The sequence below is a fragment of the Mycobacterium asiaticum genome, from assembly GCF_001673635.1.
Taxonomy (GTDB): Bacteria; Actinomycetota; Actinomycetes; order Mycobacteriales; family Mycobacteriaceae; genus Mycobacterium; species Mycobacterium asiaticum_C.
Genome location: NZ_LZMH01000023.1, coordinates 182,692 through 207,171, shown reverse-complemented (window position 1 = coordinate 207,171; position 24,480 = coordinate 182,692). Strand labels below are relative to the sequence as shown.

Below are 24,480 nucleotides of genomic sequence, written 5' to 3'. Positions count from 1 at the left end.
CGGCGCTCACATCGCGAAGTAGACCAGTTCACCCCTGATCACCGTGGCGGCCACCAGGGCAGCATCCAGCTCGGCCAGCGCCACCGCGGGCGGCTCGGACAGCACGCACAGGTCCCCCGGCTCGCCGATCTCGACGGTGCGGGGCCGGTCCGGGCGATCCGGCCAACCCAGGAACATCGTCAAAGCCGCGGCGGGCGTGACACATTCGGCACCGTTGAGAACGATGCCGCTGGGCGTGGTCCGGGACACCGCGGCCCGCATCGCCGCCCACGGATCGCCGTGGCCGAACGGCATGTCGGTGGACAGCGCGACGGAGACCCCGGCCCGGCGCAGCGAGGCGACCCGCCAGAGCTGGTCGATCTCGTCGGCCGGTACGTCGGCCAGGTACTGATCACCGCGCTCGGCAACGAAATTCGGCTGGGTGACAACGGTGACGCCCAGCTCGGCGAGGTCCGCCAGGTTGTCTTCGGGCACCATGGCCGCGTGCTCGATCCGGTCCAGTGGGTGACTGCCGGCGTCCTTCAGCGCTGCGATCGTGACCACCAGCTGGGCCGCCGTCACGCAGTGCACGGCGACGGGCTGGCCGAGGCGGTGACGATCGCGGATCCAGTCGGTCAGGGCGTCCAGATCCAGACGATCGTCGTGCAGGATCTTCTTGCCCGGAGCGAGCAACCGCACGCCGGGGCGGAACTCCCGGCTGCGATGCGCCATCATCAGCGAAACCAGATCGTTGGCGTCGAGGTCCGGGGTGGCGTCGGTGACGCCGGTGACGCCCGTCGCGGTGATACGCCGGCTCAGTTCGGCCAGGTCACTTTCCCGGCGCTGCAACGCATCCGACCACGGGTCGGCGCTGCGTAACCGGCCGTCGGGATGGCCGGGCAGCCCGACCCGGCCCAGCGCCGCGGAATTGAGCACCCACAGCGCGCCGCTGCGATGCTGGACCCGCACCGGGATGTGCGCCAGCACCGCGTCCAGCGTCGTCCGGTTCAACTCCCCCGCTACCGATTCGTGGTAGCCGACGGCGCGGATCCATCCGTCCGGGCCCGGCACTGCATGCGAAAGGGCATGGGTGAGTTGATCTTTGGTGCGGACGGTCGGTGGGCCGACGGAGAGCGAATCCAGCGCCTGGGCCGCCGACCGCAAGTGGACGTGGTGGTCGTGCAGCCCGGGCAGCACCGCCGCGCCGCCCGCGTCCAGCACCGCCTCGCCGCGCCGCGGGGTCAGCCGTTGACCCACCTCCTCGACCCGGGCACCGACGCGGATATCTGCCGCCGTCCCGTCCAGCAGGGTGGCCCGGTGAATCAGCATGGCAGACAGCGGTTTTCGTTGACGAGGTGACGAATTGTGGCGTTGTCGGCGCCGAGGGCGGCCGCGATGGCCGGCACTGACGGCGCCGGCGGCGGCGGTGCGGGCAAATCGGTGGTCGACGAGTGCAGCGGCAGCTTCGCGTAAGTCGCGGCGACGGCCGCCATCGAAATCTCGATCAGCTCGCCACCGCCCCGGCCCAGAGAATCGACGACGGCCCGGTGGGCCTCCAGCCCGGACAACGGGTCCGCAATGGCGTCTCCGCAGAACACGGGACCGTCGGCGGTTCCGACCAGCCCCCCGGCCACCGCCGCGTCGTCGCCGAAAGCGGGCCGCCGGGAACGCGACCCGTGCCCGGTGATCCGCACCCAGATCCGGCCGTCCCGCGGCGCGATGTCGTCCGGGCCGAGGGCTCGGCGGGCCAGCGCCTCGGGCCGCGATCCTTCGATCACCACGTCGGCGACCGCCAGTAGCGCCCGCAGCTCGTCGGCCTGCGTATCGAAGTCCAGGCAGTAGGACAGCTTCCCGCCGTTGATCCAGTCGAAGAACCCGGGGTGGCCCGACCTGGTGCCGTCCGGGCGGGCCGGACTCTCCACCTTGACCACGGTGGCACCGGCCCGAGCCAGCAGCTGCCCACACAGGGGTCCGGCCCACATCGAGGACAGGTCGGCCACCAGCAGGCCGCGGGGTCCGCGGGGGGATCCCCGGGGCGCGACCTGCCGGATCTCGGGGGGCGCGGGGGCCGCTTCGCCAAGTGCGGCCGCAGGAATGTCGAGCAATTCCGCGCGGCCGACGACGTCTGCCGCCGCACACGCGGCCACCCAGCGCCGCACCGCCGGCCAGTGGTCACCTCGGATGCCCTCGATACCCAGCAAGGCGGGAACCGCCGCGATGTCGTCCGGACGGGACAGCGTGATCGCGCACCAGCCGTCGCGGGCCGAAAACAATCGTGTGGCGCCACCTACTGACACCCGGCCACGGCGCGTCAAACCCAGCAACGCGGCTCGTCCACTGAGCAACGTGGCCGCGTCCGGAGTCATCCCGTTGGCCCGTTCCAACACCTGCGCGCGCGAGAAGTCGGGCGGCCGCTCAGGCAGGCCGGTCAGGTAGGCCAGCCCGCTGCGGCCCCACTCGCCCGCCCACCGCGCATCCACTCCACCATGGTGCGCGCCGTCCGAAAGGGGACGTGCCGGGGGCAACCCGACCCATAGTGTGACGCGAACCACAAAACGAAACTATCTGGATGGTTTATGAGAAATAGCCTGCAATTCAGTATGTAAACGCAGGATTTGCGTTATCGTTCGTATCGGCTCAGCCAGTACGCATGACCGGGGGAAAACTACACACGGCTCTTGGGTCGTGGTCAGGAGTAGACGGGTTCCCCGATGTCGTACCTCATCGCAGCACCTGACGCGCTACACGCAGCGGCTTCGAACCTCACCGGGATCGGTGCGGCAATCGAATCGGCCAACGCTTCGGCCGCCGCCTCCACGACCAGCGTGCTGGTGGCCGCCCAAGACGAGGTGTCCGCCGCAATCGCGGCCGCGTTCGGCAGCCACGGCCAGGCCTATCAAGCGATCAGCGCGCAGGCCGCGGCGTTCCACCAGCAGTTCCTGCAGAGCCTGTCGGCCGGCGCGGCCTCCTACGCCGCCGCCGAGACGGCCAACGCCTCGCCATTGCAGTCGCTGATCGACCTGATCAACACGCCCACCGAAACCCTGTTCGGACGCCCGCTGATCGGCGACGGCGCCAACGGCGTCGACGGAACCGGCAATCCCGGCCAGCCCGGCGGCTACCTGTGGGGTAACGGTGGCCGCGGCGGGTCCGGCGCACCGGGACAGACCGGCGGCGCCGGCGGGTCGGCCGGACTGATCGGCAGCGGCGGCGCCGGAGGTGTCGGCGGCTCGTCGAACGGCGCCGGCGGGACAGGCGGAGCCGGCGGCAGCGGTGGCTGGCTCTGGGGCAATGGCGGCGCCGGCGGTACGGGGGGCATAGGCGGCAACGGCGCCGGCGGCCTCGGTGGCGCAGGCGGTTCGGCATATCTGCTCGGCAGCGGCGGCGTCGGCGGAGCCGGCGGCTCGAGCATGTTCGCCAACGGTGCCGACGGCGCATCAGGCGGCTCCGCCGGGCTGCTCTTCGGCAACGGCGGGTCCGGTGGCGCGGGAGGTAGCACCAGCGTCAGCGGCAGCGGTGGAGCCGGCGGCGCCGGCGCTAACGCGGGATTGTTCGGCAACGCCGGTTCCGGCGGCGCGGGCGGTAGTGCGGCCGGGTTCGGGGCGGCGGGCGCCGGGGGCGACGGAGGCAACGCCATCCTGGGCATCGCCGGGTCCGGCGGCGCCGGCGGTAACGCCGCAGGTACCGGGGTCGGCGGCGGCGGCGGTATCGGCGGCAATGCCTACCTGTTGGGTCTGGGCGGCGACGGCGGGGCCGGTGGTAACAGCGCGGGCGCCGACGCCGGTGCCGGTGGAGCGGGCGGAGCAGCCTGGTTGCTCGGGTGGGGCGGTAGCGGCGCCGCCGGCGGCAGCAGCCTGGCCGGTTACGGAGGCGCGGGCGGATCGGGTGCCAGCGGCGGATTCCTGCTCGGCAGTGGTGGGCACGGCGGAAGCGGCGGCGCCAACCTGGGCGGCAGCGGCGCGGGCGGGGCCGGCGGCGCCGGCGGGCACGCCTGGTTGCTGGGCGAAGGCGGTTCGGGCGGAGCCGGCGGCAGCAGCCAGTCCGGCGTCGGGGGCGCCGGTGGCTCCGGCGCCGGCGGCGGAAGCCTGTTGGGCAACGGCGGTTCCGGTGGAGACGGCGGCAGTACCAGCCTGCTGAACGGGGCGCCGGGCAATGGCGGCACGGCCGGTAACGCCGGCCTGATCGGCTGGGGCGGCCACGGCGGCGCCGGTGGCAACAGCACCAACGCGGCCGGCGGCGCCGGCGGCAACGGGGCCAACGGCGGCAACGGCGGATTGCTGCTCGGCAGCGGCGGGGACGGCGGCACCGCCGGTGTCAGCGCTTCGGGCAGCGACGGTATCGGCGGCGGCGGTGGCAACGCCATGCTGCTCGGCAACGGCGGTGACGGCGGAAATGGCGTGATCGGAGGCACGGCCGGCCGGGCCGGCCTGCTGATCGGCGAGGGCGGCGACGGCGGCACCGGCCGCAACGGCGCCAACGGCGGCCTGTTGTTCGGCAACGGCGGCGCGGGTGGCGATGGCGGCACAGAACTCGCCGGCGACGGCGGGAGCGGCGGTAGGGCATGGCTGTTCGGTAACGGCGGTCAGGGCGGCGTCGGCAGTGGCGGCGTGGCCGGCGTCGCCAACGGGAACGGCTTCAACGGTGGCGGCGGGGGCAGCGCCGGTCTGGTATTCGGCTTCGGTGGCCATGGCGGTGCCGGGGGCACAGGTGTGAGCGGCACCCTGTTGACGCCGGCCGGCATCGGTGGCACCGGCGGCAGCGGTGGCCAAGCCTGGCTGCTCGGCACGGGTGGTTTCGGCGGCGACGGCGGCCAGGGCGGACAGGCTGGCACCAGCTTGTCGGGAGGCGCCGGGGGCCAGGGCGGCAATGCCGGTGCCAGCGGTTTCCTGGCCGGCAACGGCGCGGGTGGTGGCAACGGCGGAATCGGCGGCGCCGGTGGGCCATTGGCCCTCGGCGGCGTAGGCGGTAACGGCGGCAACGGCGCTGCCACGCTGTTGATCGGCAACGGCGGTTACGGCGGCGCCGGTGGTGCCGGCGGCGCCGGAACGAATGCCGTCGGCGCCGGTGCGGCCGGCGGACACGGCGGTGTCAATGGCAACGCCGGCCTGATCTACGGCAACGGCGGCGCCGGTGGGGCCGGTGGTGCCGGTGGTGCCAACGCGGCCAACGTCGGCGGGTCCGGCGGGGGCGGCGGCAACGGTGGCAACGCCACGTTCATCGGTATCGGCGGCTCCGGCGGCCCCGGCGGTACGGGCGGTCCGGGCAATTCCACCGGGACCGCCGGATCCGGCGGCGTCGCCGGTCGAGACGGGCTGATCCCCTAGCGAGCCCACGCCGCGGGCAGCCCGAGCGGTCCGAACCGAGTTGTGGCCTGCGCCACATTTTTGGAACTTTTAGAATGTTTTTAGCCTTATTAGACGTAAACCAGTCTGTAAACAACGCAATTAGGTTATCTTCGTATTGGCTTAGCTAGACAACATGACCGGGGGAATCGTCACACGACCTTTGGGTCGTGTCCGAGCAAATGGACGGGTCCCCCATGTCGTACTTGATCGCTGCACCGGACGCGCTCGCAGCGGCGGCGTCACAGTTGGTCGGAATCGGATCGACCCTCGAATCGGCTAACGCCGCCGCAGCCGCCAGCACCACCAGCCTGCTGGCCGCAGCTCAAGACGAGGTCTCCGCCGCGATAGCGGCCCTGTTCGGCACCCACGGCCAGGCATACCAGGCGGTCAGTGCTCAGGCCGCCGCGTTCCAAGCCGAGTTCCTGCAATCACTCACGGCCGGGGCCAACCAGTATGCCGGGGCCGAGGCGTCGAACCTGCTGTCGCTGCAAGGATTAGAGGACGCAATCTTCGGCGTCATCAACGCTCCTACCTATGCGCTGCTCGGACGCCCGCTGATCGGCGACGGTGCCAACGGCGCAACGCCGGGGGCGGCCGGCGGGGCCGGCGGTTTGCTTTTCGGCAACGGCGGTGCCGGGGCCGCAGGAGCTACCGGACAGGCCGGCGGCGCCGGCGGTGACGCCGGACTGATCGGCAATGGCGGCGCCGGCGGCGCCGGCGGGGCCTCGACCGTCGGCAACGGCGGCGCGGGTGGGGCCGGCGGCAGCGGTGGCTGGCTGTACGGCAGCGGCGGCGCAGGGGGTGTCGGCGGCGCGAACCTGAACAGCCTCGGGTTCGGCGGCGCGGGTGGCGCCGGTGGCCGGGCGTGGCTCATCGGTGCCGGCGGCATCGGCGGAGCGGGTGGTGCCGGCGCAAACGGCGGTTGGGGCGCGACCGGCGGCAGCGGCGGGTGGTTGTACGGCGACGGCGCAGCGGGTGGCGCCGGCGGAGCCAACACCAGCGTCAGCGGCACTGCCGGGACCGGTGGCGCCGGCGGAAACGCCTGGCTGCTCAGTGCGGGCGGGGCCGGCGGCGCGGGCGGCACCGGCCCGTCGGGCGGCGGACAGGCCGGATTCGGCGGCCATGGGGGTCACGGCGGCCTGATCGCGGGGGCCGGTGGGGCCGGCGGCGCGGGCGGTGCCGGCGGAGTCGGCGGTACCGGAGGCATCGGTGGAGACGCCGGATGGCTTTCGGGGGCGTCCGGTGGCGCCGGCGGCACCGGCGGACTCGGCAGCATCGGCGCCGGCGGGCTGGGTGGGGCCGGCGGTACCGGCGGCCTGTACGGCACCGGCGGGGCCGGCGGCTCCGGCGGTACCGGTGCCACCCAGGGTGGCGGTGGCGGATTGGGTGGCAACGCCGGGTTCCTGCTGGGCATGGGCGGCACCGGCGGTAGCGGCGGCAGCAGCGGGGCGGGCTTCAACGGTGGCGACGGCGGCGCTGGCGGAACCGCCGGCTGGTTGTACGGCAACGGCGGGGTCGGCGGCAACGGTGGCATCGGCGGTGCCGGAGTGACCGGTGTCTCCGGTGGTCACGGCGGTAACGGCGGTGCCGGTGGCCGCGGTGGTCTGCTGTTCAGCGACGGCGGCAACGGCGGCAACGGCGGACTCGGAGGCCGGGGCGGTACCGGCCTGCAGGGCCTCAACGGCACCGACGGCACCTACCCGAGCGGCAACGGCGGCGACGGCGGCAACGGCGGCGCGGGCGCGACCGGCGGCAATGGGGGTAACGGTGGCGCGGCCGGTCAGGGTGGCCTGCTGTTCGGCGAAAACGGAATCATCGGGCGCGGCGGCGCCGGCGGCGACGGCGGCACCGGTGGGCTCGCCGGCAACGGCGGCAACGGCGCGGCGGGCAACGCGAGCAGCCCGCACGGCGGCAACGGCGGCAACGGCGGCAACTTCAACGGTGTCGGCGGCACCGGCGGCACCGGCGGCTCGGGCTCGGTCATCGGCGCACACGGCAAGACCGGCGCCACCATCACAAACGCGGGCGGCAACGGCGGAAACGGCGGCGCGGGTTATGACGCGTCACTGGGCAACATCGCTGGGGCCAGCGGCGGCACGGGCGGAAACGGCGGCAACGGCGGCAATTACGGCAACGGCGGCGCCGGCGGTGCGGGCGGCAACGGCGCGACCGGTACTGCCGGCAACAACGGCCTGGTAGCCGGCGACAGTGGCGGCAGCGGCACGGCCGGTGGCGCTGGCGGCGCCGGCGGCACGGGCGGCAATGGCGGCTCCATCAGCGGCAATGCCGGAGCCGGCGGGTCAGGCGGGCGCGGCGGCGCGGGCGGTGCCGGGGGTAGTGGTGTGGACGGCCGGTCCGGCGCGGACCTCGGTGCCGGCCAGTCCGGCACGGCTGGCGGCAGTGGCGGTGACGGTGGGACCGGCGGCGACGGCGGGACCGGCGGCAAAGCGGGTGCGGTGCTGGGCAAGGGTTCGGCGGCCGCAAGTGGTGCGGGCGGCGCCGGTGGGGACGGCGGTGCGGCCGGCACCCCGGGTGACGGCGGCGCCGGCGCCAACGGTGATGCCACCCACCTCGACGGCGGCAGCGGCGGCGCCGGCGGTAACGCCGGTGTCGCTGGTTCCGGTGGCAACGGCGGGGCAAACGGCAGCGGTATGGGCGCCGGCAAGAACGGCGCCGCCGGGCTCGGCGTCGACGGTGGTGATGGTGGTGCCGGCGGCAATGGCGCAGCGGGCCAGAACGGTGAGAACGGCGTAGGAACTGGGGCCAGCGGCAGCAACGGGGTGGCCGGCGGCAAGGGCGGTGACGGCGGTGCCGGCGGCGCGGCCGGCGGTGTGGGCACCCACGGCGGTGCCGGTGGAGCCGGCGGCCAGGGTGGCAACGGCGGCCACGGCGGCAGCGGTGTCGACGGCGGCAACGGAACAGCCACCAGCGGCACCGGTGGATCGGGTACTGCCGGCGGCAACGCGGGATCCGGCGGCGGCGGTGGCGACGGCGGCACGGGCGGTGCCGCCGGTTCGGCCGGCACCCACGGCGGCGCGGCCGGGACGGCCGGTGACGGTGGAGCGGCCGGTAAGGGCGGCAACGCCGGCCACGCGGGTGCCGGTGGGACCGGCGCGGCCGGGGCGAACGGCACGGCAAACGCCAACGGTGGCGCGGGTTACGCGGGCGGTGACGGCGGGGATGGTGGCCAGGGCGGTAACGGCGGCGCCGGTGGTAAGGGCGGCGCCGCGGGAACCGGAACCGGTGGGCACGACGGCGCCAATGGAGCCGGTGGGGCCGCCAGCGACGGTGGTACGGGTGGTGCGGCGGGCGCCGGTGGCGCGGGCGTCGATGGCGCCAGTGGTGTGGCGGGCGCCAACTCCGGTGCCGGAGTCGCAGGCGGTGACGGCGGCGCCGGCGGTAAGGGCGGCGCCGGTGGCACCGGCGGTACCGGCGGCGCGGCTCATGCCGGAGCCCCCGCGGGCACCGACGGCAAGGGCGGTATCGGCGGCCAGGGCGGCAACGCCGGCACGGCGGGCGACGGCGGTCGCGGCGCAGACGGCACCACTGCATTCGTCGACGGCGGCGCGGGCGGCAAGGGCGGTAACGCCGGCACGGTCGGCGTCGGCGGCACCGGCGGCGCCAACGGCGGCACTCTGGGCGGCAATGCCGGCAACGGAAGCGACGGGGCCGGGGCCAACGGTGGCCACGGCGGCGACGGCGGCCACGGCACCGCCGGTAAAGCCGGTACCGACGGGGTCAGCGCGGGCAACAGTGGCACCGACGGCTCGGCAGGCGGGCGGGGCGGCGACGGTGGCGCCGGTGGCGCGGCCAGCGGCACTGGGACGCACGGTGGCGACGGCGGCACAGGCGGCATCGGTGGCGCCGGTGGCCAGGGCGGCAGCGGCGTCGACGGGGGCAATGGCGTAGCGACCGACGGCGCCGGCGGAGCGGGCCAGGCCGGCGGTAACGCCGGTAGCGGCGGCGCTGGCGGCGACGGCGGTAAGGGTGGCGCCGGCGGTAGCGGCACCATCCAGGGCAAGGCGGGTGATGGCGGAGCGGCCGGCGCCGGCGGAGCCGCTGGGACGGCGGGCAGGGGCGGTATCGGCGCCCACGGGCACGACGGCGCGGTCAACGGCGGCGACGGGTATGCCGGTGGCAGCGGAGGTGCCGGCGGTGCGGGCGGCGACGGCGGCAAGGGCGGTGCCGGTGGCGCCGCCGGCGGTCTCGGCGCTTCGGCGGGTGCCGACGGCAACGGCGGCGCGGCCAGCAGCGGTGGCGCCGGCGGCGCGGCCGGTGCCGGCGGTTCCGGTGCGCTCGGCGCCAACGGTGTGGCCGGTGTCGACGATGGTGCTGGCACGGCCGGAGGCAGTGGCGGTGCGGGTGGTACGGGCGGCGCGGGAGGCGCTGGTGGTACCGGCGGCCAGGCCGGCGGTGCAACGGCCACCGCGGGCAAGGACGGTCTCGGCGGCGCGGGTGGTAAGGGCGGCAACGCCGGCACCGCGGGGGCCGGCGGTCGCGGTGCAGATGGCACCCCCAGCTTCCTCGACGGCGGCACCGGTGGCGCCGGCGGCGACGCCGGGTCAATTGGGGCTGGTGGCGCGGGCGGCGCCAACGGCGGAACCCAAGGCGGTAGCGGCAGCAATGGGCTCAGCGGCGCAGGTGCGGACGGTGGTCGCGGCGGCGACGGCGGTAACGGCGCGGCCGGCCAGGCGGGCGCCAACGGTGTCAACGCCGGCGACCATGGCGCCGACGGCGCGACCGGTGGCAAGGGCGGCGCCGGCGGTACCGGTGGCCAGGGCAACGGCGTGGGCTTCCACGGTGGCGACGGCGGTACCGGCGGCCGCGGCGGCGCCGGCGGCGCCGGCGGCTCGGGTACCAACGGCGCCAACGGCACGGCCACCAACGGCGCGGGTCTGGCCGGCCAGGCCGGCGGCAACGCCGGCAACGGCGGCGCCGGTGGTGACGGTGGCAAGGGCGGCGCCGCAGGTGCTGCCGGCGACGGCGCCACGGCAGGCCAGGCGGGCAACGGCGGCGCGGCCGGCGACGGCGGCGCCGCGGGCGCAGCAGGTAAGGGCGGCATCGGCGCCAACGGCCACGACGGGATCGCCGGCACCAACAACGGTGCCGGGTACGCCGGCGGTGACGGCGGCGCGGGCGGCAACGGCGGCAACGGCGGCAACGGCGGGACCGGCGGCGCGGCCGGCGGCGCCGGCGCCAATGTGGGTGCCGACGGCAATGGCGGCAAGGCCAGCAACGGTGGTGTCGGCGGGGCCGCCGGCTCCGGTGGTACGGGCATCACCGGTGCCAATGGCGTCGCGGGCGTCAACAACGGCGCCGGTCATGCCGGCGGTAATGGCGGTGCGGGTGGCACGGGCGGTGCCGGCGGCGCGGGCGGCGTCGGTGGCGCCGGCGGCGGCACCACCGGATTCCAGGGCCTCGACGGCACCGGCGCGGTGGGCGGCAAGGGCGGCAACGCCGGTGCGGCCGGCGACGGCGGCCGGGGCGGCGACGGGACCAGCACCTTCGTCGACGGCGGCCAGGGTGGTGCGGGCGGTAACGCCGGCAGCATCGGCCAGGGCGGCGACGGCGGCGCCAATGGCAGCGGTATCGGCACCGCGCTCAGCGGCGCCAACGGCACCGGCGCGCACGGCGGCAACGGGGGTTCGGGCGGAAACGGCGCGGCAGGCGCCGCGGGCGCCAACGGCGTGAACGCCGGAGACAGCGGCGCCGACGGCGCTGCCGGTGGCAAGGGCGGCGCCGGCGGTGCCGGCGGCCAGGGCAACGGTGTCGGCTTCCACGGCGGGGCCGGCGGGGCCGGCGGCACGGGCGGCACCGGTGGCGTCGGCGGCAGCGGCATCAATGGCGGCAACGGCGTGACTACGACCGGCGCCGGTCTGGCCGGCCAAGCCGGTGGCAACGCCGGCAACGGTGGCGCCGGTGGTGACGGCGGCGCCGGTGGCGCGGCGGGCACCGCCACCGGTGGCGCGACGGTAGGCAGCGCGGGCAACGGCGGGGCGGCCGGCGACGGCGGCGCCGCTGGCGCCGCAGGCAAGGGTGGAATCGGCGCGGCCGGCGCCAACGGGACCACGGGCGTCAACAACGGCACCGGCTATGCCGGCGGCAACGGCGGTGCGGGCGGTAAAGGTGGCAACGGCGGCGCCGGTGGCGCCGGCGGCGCTGCCGGCGGCGCCGGCGCCAACGTGGGTACCGACGGCAAGGGCGGCAACGCCAGCAACGGCGGGGCCGGCGGCGCGGCCGGATCCGGTGGTGCCGGCATCACCGGCGCGAACGGCACCGCGGACCTCAACAAGTACGGCACCGGTATCGGCGGCGGTCAGGCCGGCGGCGACGGCGGTGCCGGTGGCACCGGTGGAGCCGGCGGTGCCGGCGGCCAGGGCGGTGCCGGCGGCGGCACCACCGGGCTCAAGGGACTCGATGCCAACGGCGGCGCGGGCGGCAACGGCGGTAACTCCGGTGTGGCGGGCAGCGGGGGTGACGGCGCGGCCGGCACCGCCACCAACACCACCGGCGGCGTCGGCGGGGCCGGCGGAAACGCCGGCGCGCTGGGTAAGGGCGGCGCCGGCGGCGCGAACGGCGGTGGCGGCGCCGCGACCGCAGGAACCGACGGCACCGGCGCCAACGGCGGCAACGGCGGGGCCGGCGGAAACGGCGCGGCCGGCACCGCGGGCGGCAACGGCGTCAACGCGGGCAACCCGCACGGCGCCGACGGCACCGCGGGCGGCACCGGTGGCGTCGGCGGCGCGGGCGGCAAGGGCGTCGGCGCCGGTTTCCAGGGCGGCACCGGCGGTCTGGGCGGTAACGGCGGCGCCGGCGGCGCCGGCGGCAGCGGCATAGACGGCACCACCGGCGTGCAGACCAACGGTGTGGGCGGTGCGGGCACCGCCGGCGGTAATGCCGGCTCCGGCGGCGCCGGCGGCAGCGGCGGCGCTGGCGGTGCCGCGGGTGCGGCCAATGCCGGCGCCGGCGCAGGCACCGCGGGCAACGGCGGCAACGCAGGTAAGGGCGGCAACGCAGGTACGGCGGGGACCGGCGGTGCCGGCGCGGCCGGCGCCAACGGGGTCACCGGCATCAACAACGGCGCCGGGTATACCGGCGGCAATGGTGGTGCCGGCGGCAACGGCGGTAACGGCGGCAACGGCGGTTCCGGCGGTCAGGCCGGGGCCAGCAACGGTGGCACCGCGGGCAGCTCCGGCGCGAACGGTAACGGCGGCAACGCCGGCAACGGCGGCGTCGGCGGTGCTGCTGGATCGGGTGGCGCCGGTGTCAACGGCGCCAACGGGACCGCGGGTGTCAACAACGGCGCCGGCCAAGACGGCGGCAACGGCGGCAACGGCGGCACCGGTGGGGCAGGCGGCAGCGGCGGCACCGGCGGCACCGCCGGCACCGGCGCGACCGCGGGCAACAACGGCTCGGGCGGCGTAGGCGGCAAGGGCGGCAATTCCGGGACCGCCGGCGACGGCGGCCGGGGCGCCGACGGCACCACGAACTTCATCGACGGCGGCAAGGGCGGCGCCGGTGGCAACGCGGGCACGCTCGGCCAGGGCGGCGCCGGCGGCAGCAGTGGCGGTGGCGGCACCGCCGCGTCCGGCGCCAACGGCAGCGGCGCCAACGGTGGCAACGGCGGCGCGGGCGGTAACGGCGCCGCCGGCACCGCGGGCAGCGACGGCGTCAACGCCGGCGACAGCGGCACCGATGGTTCGGCGGGCGGCAAGGGCGGCGCCGGGGGCACGGGCGGTACCGGCAACGGCACCGGCTTCCAGGGCGGTAACGGTGGCGCCGGCGGGACTGGTGGCGCCGGTGGTGCCGGCGGCTCGGGTGTCAACGGCGGCAGCGGCGTGGCCATTACCGGCGGCGGCGGCTCGGGTCAGGCCGGCGGCAACGCCGGCAACGGTGGCGCCGGAGGCGACGGCGGATCCGGTGGCGCACAAGGCGCGGGCACCGGCGGTGCCACCGCGGGTAACGCGGGCAGTGGCGGCAGCGCCGGCAAGGGCGGCAACGCGGGCACCGCCGGCAATGGTGGCGTCGGCGCCGCAGGCGCCAACGGCATTTCCGGGATCAACAATGGCGCCGGCTATACCGGCGGCGACGGTGGCGCCGGCGGTAAGGGCGGCAACGGTGGGGCCGGTGGCACGGGCGGTGCCGCCGGCGCCGGGACGGGCGGCGTCAAGGGTGCCGACGGCAACGGCGGCAACGCCAGCAACGGCGGTGCGGGCGGTGCGGCCGGTTCGGGCGGAACCGGTATCACCGGTGCCAACGGGGTCAGCGACCAGAACGCCTACGGCACCGGCATCGGCGGCGGCCAGGCCGGTGGCGACGGCGGGGCCGGCGGCACCGGCGGAGCCGGCGGCAAGGGTGGCACGGGCGGTGCCGGCGGCGGCACCACCGGAAGCGCCGGCAACAACGGCACCGGTGGCACCGGCGGCAAGGGCGGCAACGCCGGATTCGCGGGCAACGGCGGCAACGGCGCGGCCGGCACCAGCACCAACACCACCGGCGGCGCGGGTGGGGCCGGCGGTAACGCCGGTGGCATCGGCAACGGCGGCGCGGGTGGCGCCAACGGCAGCGGCATCGGCACCGGCAACGCCGGAGCCAATGGCACCGGCGCCAACGGCGGCAACGGCGGCACCGGCGGGAACGGGGCGGCCGGCACGGTCGGCGCCAATGGCGTCAACGCCGCCAACCCCAACGGCGCCGACGGCGGCACGGGTGGCACGGGTGGTGCCGGCGGCACCGGCGGCAAGGGCGCGGGCGTGGGCTTCAAGGGCGGCACCGGGGGTAACGGTGGCGCCGGGGGCATCGGCGGCGCCGGCGGCAGCGGCGTAGACGGCACCAACGGGGTCGCGACCTCCGGTGTGGGCGGCGCGGGCACCGCGGGCGGTAACGCCGGAAACGGCGGTGGTGGCGGCACCGGTGGCGCCGGCGGCGCGGCGGGTACGGCCAACGCGGGTGCCGGCGCGGGCACCGCGGGTAACGGCGGGACCGCGGGCAACGGCGGTGCGGCGGGCACCGCAGGCAAGGGCGGCATCGGTGCCGTCGGCGCCAACGGCACCTCGGGCGTCAACAACGGCGCCGGCTACAAGGGCGGCGACGGCGGCGCCGGCGGCAAGGGCGGCAACGGCGGTAACGGTGGCACCGGCGGCGCGGCCGGCGCCACCAACGGCGGCACCGCGGGCAACGCGGGCGCCAACGGCAACGGCGGCAACGCCAGCAACGGCGGCACCGGCGGCGCGGCCGGAAGCGGTGGCGCGGGCATCACCGGCGCCAACGGCGTCAGCGACCAGAACAACTACGGCACCGGCGTCGGCGGCGGCCAGGCCGGCGGTGACGGCGGGGCCGGCGGCACCGGCGGGACCGGCGGCGCCGGCGGCAAGGGTGGCACCGCGGGCACCGGTGCAACCGCGGGCACCAACGGCACCGGTGGGACCGGCGGCAAGGGCGGCAACTCCGGCCTGGCCGGCAACGGCGGCAACGGCGCGGCCGGCACCGCCACCAACACGACCGGCGGTGCCGGTGGTGCCGGCGGTAACGCGGGCGCCGTTGGCACCGGCGGCGGCGGTGGCGCCAACGGCAGCGGCAGCGGGACCGGCACGGGCGGCAACAACGGCACCGGCGCCAACGGCGGCAACGGCGGCAACGGCGGTAACGGCGCCGCGGGCACGGCAGGCACCAGCGGGGTCAACGGCGGCAACCCGAACGGCGCCGACGGCACCGCCGGCGGCACTGGCGGGGCGGGCGGCGCCGGCGGTAAGGGCGCCGGCAGCGCCAGCTTCAAGGGCGGCACCGGCGGTAACGGCGGCGCCGGCGGCATCGGCGGCAACGGCGGCAGCGGCATCGACGGCGGCAATGGCGTCGCCACCTCCGGGACCGGCGGCTCCGGCACCGCCGGCGGCAACGCCGGCAACGGTGGCACGGGCGGCAGCGGTGGCGCCGGTGGTGCCGCGGGCGCGTCGAACGGCAGCGCCGGAGCTGGGACCGCCGGCAATGGTGGCGCGGCCGCTAAGGGCGGCAACGCCGGCTCCGCGGGCAACGGTGGCGTCGGCGCGGCGGGCGCCAACGGCACGTCGGGTGTCAACAACGGCGCGGGTTACGCCGGTGGCGACGGCGGTGCCGGCGGCAAGGGCGGCAATGGCGGAGCGGGTGGCGCCGGCGGCGCGGCGGGCACCGGCAGTGGCGGCAGCGCCGGCGCCAACGGCGCCGGCGGCAATGCCAGCAATGGCGGCGTCGGGGGCGCGGCCGGATCCGGGGGCACCGGGATCACCGGCGCCAACGGTGTCAGCGATCAGAACCTCTACAACAACGGTGTCGGGGGCGGCCAGGCCGGCGGCGCCGGTGGCAACGGCGGTACCGGTGGCGCCGGGGGCGCCGGCGGCACGGGCGGCGCATCCGGCGGATCCGGTGCCAGTGCGGGCAGCAACGGCACCGGGGGCGTCGGCGGCAAGGGCGGCAACGCCGGCACCCCCGGCAGCGGCGGTCACGGCGCGGCCGGCACCAGCACCAACATCCACGGTGGTGCGGGCGGCAACGGCGGCAACGCCGGTGCGGTCGGAAAGGGCGGCGCCGGCGGTGCCAACGGCGGTGGCGGCACCGCGGCCAAAGGTGTCGACGGCGCCGGGATCACCGGCATCGTCGGCAACGGCGGCAACGGTGGTAGCGGCTTCAACCCGCAGGTCGCCGGCGGTAGCGGCGGCAACGGCGGCGCCGGCGGTGACGGCGGCAATTACGGTAACGGCGGTAACGGCGGTAACGGCGGTAACGGCGTGGCCGGCGTGGACGGCGCGCCCGGAGCCACATCCGGCGCCAACGGCGGCAACGCGCAGGCCGGCGGCTCCGGCGGTGATGGCGGCCGCGGCGGCAAGGCCGGTGTAAACGCCGGTAACGGCGGTAGTGGCGGCACCGGTGGCAGCGGCGCGAGCGGCGGCAACGGCGGATCCGGGGCCAATGGCGCGGTCGGCGAGGCGGGCAAGAACACCTACGGCAACGGCGTCGGAGCGGGCCAGAGCGGCGGCAGTGGCGGCAACGGCGCCAATGGTGGCAGCGGCGGCAACGGCGGAGTCGGCGGCTCTTCCACCAAGGGCATCGCCGGCCAGTCGGGCCTGGGCGGGGCCGCCGGTAATGGTGGTAACGCCGGGATCGGCGGCAATGGCGGCGATGGCGCACAGGGCACGGCCACCAGCGTCAACGGCGGCGCCGGTGGTAGCGGCGGCAACGCTGGCACCGTCGGCGCCGGCGGCGAGGGCGGCAGCAACGGCAACGGCGTCGGCTTCGGCAAGTACGGCACCGACGGCGCACTGCCCACCACACCGAGCGGCAACGGCGGCAACGGGGGCGACGGCTTCACCTCGACGACCCCGGGCGCCAACGGCGGCGACGGCGGGGCCGGCGGCAAGGGCGGCAACTACGGCAGCGGCGGCAACGGGGGCGACGGCGGTAACGGTGTCGGCGGCGCGGCCGGTAAGGACGGCGTCAGCGACGGTGACAACGGTGGTACCGGAGGCGCCGGGGGTCACGGCGGCAAGGGCGGTGCCGGTGGCGCTGCCGGCGCGAACCTAGGTGACGGCGGCGCCGGTGGTGCCGGCGGTACCGGCGGCGACGGCGGCGCCGGGGGCACGGGTCACAACGGCGGCAATGGCGTGTCCGGTTCGGACAACTACGGCACCGGGATCGGCGGAGGCCAGAACGGCGGCAACGGCGGCAGTGGTGGCGCCGGCGGCAACGGCGGCGCCGGCGGCGCCGGCGGCAGCGCCGGGCTGTACGGCACCGCGGGCACCGTCGGCAACGGCGGCAATGCCGGAAACGGCGGCGGCGCAGGGGCTTCCGGCAGCGGCGGTAACGGCGCGGCGGGCATTTCCACCCACACCGCCGGCGGCAACGGCGGCAACGGCGGCAACGCGGGCAGCGGCGGCGCCGGCGGCACCGGCGGTCTCGACGGCGGCGGCGACCCGAGCGGCAGCAACGGCGCCGCCGGCGCGGCCTTCACCGGTAAGTCCGGTAACGGCGGCAACGGCGGTGTTGGCTACAGCTGGGAACCCAACGCCACCGACGCCAACGGCAACGGTCTGGCCGGCGGCGCGGGCGGTAAGGGCGGCAGCGGCGGCACCAACGGCAACGGAGGTAACGGCGGCGCCGGTGGTAACGGGTCCAGTGGTGTGAACGGCACCAACGACGGCAACCCCGGCGCGGGCGGCAGCAACGGCGGCAACGGTGGAGCGGGCGGCCAGGGCGGTGCCGGCGGGGCCGGCGGCACGGTCGTCGGTGATGGCGGCGGCGGCGGCAAGGGCGGCGACGCCGGCAGCGGCGGCAATGGCGGCAACGGCGTGCACGGCCACGACGGGGTAGCCAACACCGACGCCTACGGCAACGGAATCGGTGGCGGGCAAGACGGTGGCCAGGGCGGTAAGGGCGGCACCGGCGGAAACGGCGGCGGGGGCGGCGCCGGCGGCGCGGCCACCAACGGCGTCAGCGGTGCCGGTGCGGCCGGCGGCAACGCCGGCAATGGTGGCAACGGCGGTGTCCAGGGCAACGGCGGCAACGGGGCCGCGGGCACCGTCTCCAACCCCGACGGCGGCGCGGGTGGCAAGGGCGGCGACCCGGGCACCGGCGCGAGTGGCGGGACCGGCGGTAGCGGCGGTGCCAACGGCAACGGCTCGGGCACCGGCGCCAAGGGCAGCAGCGGAAGCGCCGGCAGCACGCCCACTGGCGTCGGCGGCAACGGCGGTAACGGCGGCGACGGCTACAACGGCACCGTGCCCGGCCAGAACGGTGGCAAAGGTGGTGCCGGCGGCGACGGCGGCCTGTACGGCGACGGCGGCAAGGGCGGTAACGGCGGCAATGGCGCGACCGGCGCGACCGGCAGCACCGGCGCAACCCCCGGCGCCGACGGCGGTACCGGACAGAACGGCGGTAACGGCGGCGACGGCGGCGCGGGCGGCAAGAGCGGCACCCTCAACGGTCACGGCGGGGCCGGCGGCAACGCCGGTAGCGGTGCCACCGGCGGGACCGGCGGCAACGGCGCCCCCGACCCCAGTGGCGTCGGCCCGAACGGCGGCAAGGGTGGCAACGGCGGGACCGGCGGCAACGGCGGCAACGCCGGGGCCGGCGGCAAAGGCGGCGACGGCTACCTCGGCGGCGGCGATGGCGGCAAGGGCGGCAACTCCGGCGCCGGCGGCAGCGGCGGCGCAGGCGCGACCGGCCTGAATGGCAGCGGCAACAACGGCAGCGACGGCGCCGCCTCCACGGCCATGACCGGCAACGGCGGCAACGGCGGCAACGCATTCGGCATCCCCGGCGCCGGCCAGACCGGGTACGCCGGCGGCAACGGCGGGGACGCCGGCCAGTACGGCAACGGCGGCAACGGCGGCAACGGCTACACGGGTGGCACCGGCGTGACCGGCAGCACTGGCGGCCCGGGCCAGGACGGCGGCGCCGGTGGCACCGGCGGCCACGGTGGCGCGGCCGGTAACGGCGGTAACGGTGGCACGGTGGCCGGCAACAGCGGGAACGGCGGCAAGGGTGGCGACGGCGGCACCGGCGGCGTTGGCGGCAAGGGTGGCACCGGCGACTTCAGCGTCAACGGCGGCAAGGGCGGCAACGCCGGAAACGGCGGCACGGGCGGCCAGGGCGCCAACGGTGGCAACGCCGGAACCGTCACCAACGGCACCGTCGGTGACGGCGGCGGCGCCGGCAACGGCGGTAACGGTGGGGTGAGCGGCGTCGGCGGCACCGGCGCGGCCGGCACCGCGGCCCACCCCAACGGCGGCACCGGCGGCAACGGCGCGAACCCCGGTAGCGGCGGCGACGGCGGTACCGGTGGCACCGGCGCAAACACGGGTGCCCCCGGCACCAACGGCACCAGCCCAACCACCATTTCCGGTAACGGTGGCACCGGTGGAGCCGGCTGGAACTCCAACGACCCGACCAAGGCCGGCGGCGCCGGCGGCACCGGCGGCAACGCCGGGCAGTACGGCACCGGCGGCACCGGCGGTAAAGGCGGCAGCGGCGCGACCGGCAACGCCGGGTCCGCCGGCGGCGCCGGCGGCGCCGGCACCGCGGGCGGCAACGGCAGCGCGGCCGGCAACGGCGGTCAGGGCGGTCTGGGCGGCACCTCGGGCGGTAACGGTGGTAACGGCGGCGCCGCGGGCAACGGCGGCAACGGCGGCACCGGCGGCAACGGCGGCAACGGCCTCAACAGCGGCGACGGCGGCAACGGCGGCGGCGGCGGCAACGGCGGAGCGGGCGGCACCGGCGGCAATGGCGGCAAGGCGATCGCGCCGGGCTACCAGGACGGCAACGGCGGAGCCGGCGGCAACGGTGGTAGTGACGGCGTCGGGGGCAACGGCGGCAACGGCGGCAACGGCACGGCCGCCAACCCCAACGGCGGCAAGGGCGGCGATGGCGGCAGCCTCGGTTCCGGCGGCGCGAAAGGCCTGGGCGGCACGGGCTTCCAGAACGGTCTCAATGGCCAGGATGGCAGTGTGCCCGGCGGCGTGAACGGCGGCAACGGTGGCAACGGCGGTAACGGTTTCAGCTACAACCCGGTCACCGACCCGGGCAAGTCCGGCGGTAACGGCGGCGCCGGCGGCAATGCAGGACCGATCGGCGACGGCGGCAACGGCGGCTCGGGCGGCAACGGCACGGCTGGTACCAACGGCGTCAACGGGACCAAGGCCGGTGACTCCGGCACCAGCGGCACCGCCGGTGGATCGGGCGGCAACGGCGGCGCTGGCGGCGCCAGCGGTTCGATCTCGGGTAACGCCGGCCACGGCGGCAACGCCGGCAACGGCGCCAACGGCGGCAAGGGCGGCAACGGTGTCAGCGGGAAGGCCGGTCTGCCCGGGGTCAACAACGGCGCCGGCCAGAACGGCGGCAACGGCGGCGACGGCGGCAACGGCGGCTCGGGTGGCAACGGCGGCGCTGCGGGCGCGCTGAACAACGGCACCGGCAACGCGGGCACCACCGGTACCGCCGGCAACGGTGCCAACGGCGGAAAGGCAGGCACCCCCGGCAACGGCGGCACCGGCGCCGCCGGCACCGTCGGCAACCCCAACGGCGGCAACGGCGGCAACGGCGGCAACGCCGGCAAGGCCGGCATCGGCGGGGCGGCCGGTACCGGCAGCGGCACACCCACCAGCGGCACCGACGGCGCCTCCGTCGTCGGGCCGGCCGGTAACGGCGGCCAGGGTGGCGCCGGTTACAACCCACTGACCAAGGGTTTCAGCGGCGGCAACGGTGGCAACGGCGGCGACGGCGGCAACATCGGAAACGGTGGCAACGGAGGCGCCGGCGGCAACGGCGTGAACAACCTGTCCGGTGCCAACGGCACCAAGGCGGGTGACTCCGGCGTCGACGGCCGCGCCGGCGGCAACGGAGGCCACGGGGGGGCCGGCGGTAAGGGCGGCTCGACCTCCGGCAACGGTGGCCAGGGTGGCGCCGGCGGCAACGGCGCCGACGGCAGCGCCGGCGGCAACGGCGTGACCGGCGGCAACGGCGTCACGGATGTCGACCAGTACGGCACCGGAGTCGGGTCCGGCCAGAACGGCGGCAATGGCGGGGTCGGCGGCAACGGCGGCAACGGCGGCAACGGCGGAGTCGGCGGACAGGCGCAGGGCGTCGGCAACAACGGCGCCGACGGCATCGGCGGCAACGGCGGAAACGGCGGCAAGGCCGGGACTCCGGGCAACGGCGGCAACGGTGTCGACGGCACCGTCACCAACCCCAACGGCGGCAATGGCGGTGCCGGCGGCAACGAAACCGCAGGCAAGGGCGGTAGCGGCGGCACCTCCAACACTCAGGCCGGCACTCCTGGCAAGGACGGCGCGATCGTCGGCAGCGCGGTCGGCAACGGCGGCAACGGTGGCAACGGTTACAACCAGACCGCCGCCAACCCCGGCACCGCGGGCGGCAACGGCGGCAACGGCGGCAACGCCGGCAGCCACGGCAACGGCGGCAATGCCGGCAACGGTGGCAACGGCTCAGCCGGCACGGCCGGCAACGCCGGCTCCGGCGCGGGCGCCAGCGGCACCGACGGCATGGCCGGCGGGGCGGGTGGCAATGGTGGCACCGGCGGCAACGGCGGTTCGGTCAGCGGCAACGCCGGCAAGGGCGGCAACGGCGGCATCGGCGCCACCGGCGGCGACGGTGGTGCGGGCGTGAACGGCGCGACCGGTGTGGCCGGCACCAACAACGGCGCCGACGGCAACGGCGGCAACGGCGGTACCGGCGGCGCCGGCGGCAACGGCGGCAACGCCGGACTGGGCGGCAAGGCCCTCGGCATCGGCACCGACGGCACCGACGGCAACGGCGGCAACGCTGGCAACGGCGGCAAGGCCGGCACCCCGGGCGACGGCGGCGCCGGCGCCGCTGGAACCGCCACCAACCCGAACGGCGGCAAAGGTGGCGACGGTGGCAACGCGATCGTCGGCAAGGGCGGCACCGGCGGCAGCAACAGCGGCGGTTCCGGGACCACCGGCACTAACGGCACCGACGGCGCCGGCTTTGCCACCGCGGTCGGTAACGGCGGCAACGGCGGGGTGGGCTTCAACTCCACCACCGTCGGCGTCGACGGCGGCAACGGCGGCGCCGGAGGCAACGGCGGCACCTACGGCAACGGCGGCAACGGTGGAAAGGGCGGCAACGGCATCGCCGGCACCGCCGGATCCACCTCGGCCACCTCCGGCAGCACCGGCGGAAACGGTGTGGCCGGCAGCAACGGCGGGGCCGGTGGCAACGGCGGCAACGGTGGCGCGATCTCCGGCAACGCCGGCAGCGGCGCGGCCGGTGGCAACGGCGGGGCCGGTGGCAACGGCGGCAAGGGCGCAATCGGCGGCAACGGGGTGGCCAACAGCAACACCTACGGCACCGGCATCGGCGGCGCCCAGCACGGCGGCGGTGGCGGCAACGGCGGCAACGGCGGCAAGGGCGGCGACGGCGGCACCGCCGGGACGGTGCTGGGCACCGGCAACGCGGGCAGCAACGGCGCCGGCGGCAGCGGCGGCAAGGGCGGCAACGCCGGAACACCCGGCAACGGCGGCACCGGCGCGAACGCTACCAACGGCACCAACCCCAACGGCGGTGTCGGCGGCGACGGCGGCAACGCCGGGACCGTCGGCATCGGCGGTGCCGCGGGCACCGGCGGCACCGGAACCGCGGGCGCCAACGGCACGGCCGTCACCGGTCCGGCCGGCAACGGCGGAGCGGGCGGCAACGGCTTCAGCTCCGTGACTCCGGGCGTCAACGGGGGCGAGGGCGGTGCCGGCGGCAACGGTGGCACGGTCGGCAACGGCGGCAACGGCGGCAACGGCGGCAGCGGCTCCGCCGGCGGCACCGGTCAGGTCGGCAGCAACGGCGGCAACGGCGGCGCCGGCGGGCTGGGCGGCTCGATCTCCGGTAACGGCGGTACGGGCGGCAACGGCGGCCAGGGCGGCACCGGCGGCCCCGGCACCAACGGCGGAGCCGGGGACATCAACGTCAACGCGGGCGCCGGCGGCAACGGCGGTGACGGCGGAGGCGGCGGCAACGGCGGGAAGGCTGGAGCCGGTGGCGCCGCCCTGGGTACGGGTAACGGCGGCGCCGGCGGCACCGGCGGCAACGGCGGCACCGGTGGCGCACCTGGCACCGGCGGCAACGGCGCCACCGGCACCGAGACGGTTCCGAACGGTGGCGCCGGCGGTAACAGCGGCACCGGCGGCGACGGCGGCACCGGTGGCGCCGGCGGCAACGGCGGCGGCGCAGTCTCCGGCAAGGGCGGCAACGCCGGCAGCGGCGGCACGGGCGGTAGCGGTGGCAGCGCCGTCGGCGGCCAAACCGGCGGAGTCGGCGGCAATGCAGGCGCCGGCACCAACGGCGACGGTGGCAACGGTGGCAATGGTCCCAGCGGCGGCGACGGCGGCGCCGGCGGCGCGGCGGGCACACCCGGTGCAGGCGCCGGCGGCAGCGGCAACACCGGTAGCACCGGGACGGGCGGCAGCGGCGGCACCGCCGGCAACGGCGGCGCGCCGGGTGCTGGATCGGGGACCGGCAGCGGCGGCACCGTGGGAGCTCCTGGCACCCCGGGCACCGCGGGTTAGACGGGCGGGCCGGACCGGGACGTCAGAACTGCAGCGCGCTGAAGCGCCAGTCCAAGACCTGCCGGTCCGGCTCGCCAACCGCATAGACCACCGAGCGCAGACCCAGCACACCCCCGTGCTCGCGCGAGTCTGCGGATTCGACGTGCAGCTCGCTGTACAGGGTGTCACCCTCGCGCACCGGGCCGGTGTGGTCGCAGGACTGCCAGCCCAGCACCGTCACCAGGTTCGGCAGCAGCCGGTTGGCTTGCGCGAACGCCAGCCCGATGGTGTGCCCGCCGTACACCAGCCGCTGCCCGCCGGCCCGCCAATCATGGTGTGTGGCAGCGATGTTGAAGGTGAGCCTGGCCAGCTCCGGGGCGCTGGTCACCACGTCGCCGGTACTGTGCAGCACCGCACCCGCCAGCTGCGGGTCGAAATGCGGACCGGGCACCCGGGCGCGGAAGGCCTCGGCGTCCCACTCCTGGGTCGGGTCGACGAGCGGGTCCGTCGCGTCCGCGCCGATAGCGGACAGGTCATCGGCCGGCCCCGAGCCTGCCCACTGCGGGCTGGTGGGCAGCATCGCGCAGCGGTAGAAGTCCAGCACCAACTGATCGGCCTGGTCGATGGTCGTCATACGCAGCGCCGCCAGGCCCGTCGGCGGCCGGTCGGGCTTGACCGAGTTGGCCCGCAGCCCCACCACTTCGGTGCGGGTGTACAGCGTGTCGCCGAGCACCGGAAAGCGGTGAAACCGCAACCCGCGGTAGAACAGATTCGCCTTGACCCGCTGGGTGGCCAGCGTCGACTGCCCGATCGCCAGGTCACACACCAAGCCGGGGTGCGCCAGCGCACCCGTCGCGCCGGTGACCGCGCCGCACAGCCCGGCGTCCAGCGACAGCCGCAACCGGTTGCCCACGATCGCCTGATGGGCGGCGGCCAGCCCGGCACTCAGGGTGACCGACGGCGCCCAGTCGAACACCTGGCCCGGCGACAGGTCGTCGAAGTAGGGGCCGCCCGCCCGGAGGTCCCGGTACCCGTTAATCACAAGGGCTCATGCTGGCAGGCTGTCCAACCGAGGGTCAAACACCCATACAGCCGAGAGTGAAAGCCACGAC

General features: G+C 76.6%; 5 protein-coding genes. 2 read left to right on the top strand and 3 right to left on the bottom strand.

Features of this window, described 5'->3' with window-relative positions; genetic code table 11:
- Window positions 1-6: 6 nt before the first annotated feature.
- A complete protein-coding gene (locus A5645_RS06215; RefSeq protein WP_065128915.1) occupies window positions 7-1,308 on the bottom strand; it encodes an amidohydrolase family protein in 1,302 nt (433 codons plus the stop codon).
- Entirely contained in the window at window positions 1,302-2,459 is a 1,158-nt protein-coding gene (locus tag A5645_RS06210) for a CoA transferase (protein ID WP_065128914.1), read from the bottom strand. The genes A5645_RS06215 and A5645_RS06210 overlap by 7 nt, the downstream gene beginning before the upstream one ends.
- 231 nt (window positions 2,460-2,690) lie before the next feature.
- Here A5645_RS06210 and A5645_RS27570 point away from each other — a divergent pair, with 231 nt between their 5' ends.
- Window positions 2,691-5,303 (top strand): PE family protein, encoded by a 2,613-nt coding sequence (locus tag A5645_RS27570; RefSeq protein ID WP_065128913.1) that lies wholly within the window; start codon window positions 2,691-2,693, stop codon window positions 5,301-5,303.
- Window positions 5,304-5,518: 215 nt separating this feature from the next.
- A complete protein-coding gene (locus A5645_RS27565; RefSeq protein ID WP_155767866.1) occupies window positions 5,519-23,389 on the top strand; it encodes a PE family protein in 17,871 nt (5,956 codons plus the stop codon).
- A gap of 22 nt (window positions 23,390-23,411) precedes the next feature.
- Here A5645_RS27565 and A5645_RS06195 read toward each other — a convergent pair whose 3' ends face one another.
- Window positions 23,412-24,410 (bottom strand): MaoC family dehydratase, encoded by a 999-nt coding sequence (locus tag A5645_RS06195; protein ID WP_065128911.1) that lies wholly within the window; start codon window positions 24,408-24,410, stop codon window positions 23,412-23,414.
- Window positions 24,411-24,480: the final 70 nt, after the last annotated feature.

Excerpts from the sequence above, each read along its gene's own strand:
- A5645_RS06215 (WP_065128915.1), bottom strand. The coding sequence starts at position 1,308 with ATGCTGATTCACCGGGCCACCCTGCTGGACGGGACGGCGGCAGATATC.
- A5645_RS27570 (WP_065128913.1), top strand. The coding sequence starts at position 2,691 with ATGTCGTACCTCATCGCAGCACCTGACGCGCTACACGCAGCGGCTTCG.
- A5645_RS27565 (WP_155767866.1), top strand. The coding sequence starts at position 5,519 with ATGTCGTACTTGATCGCTGCACCGGACGCGCTCGCAGCGGCGGCGTCA.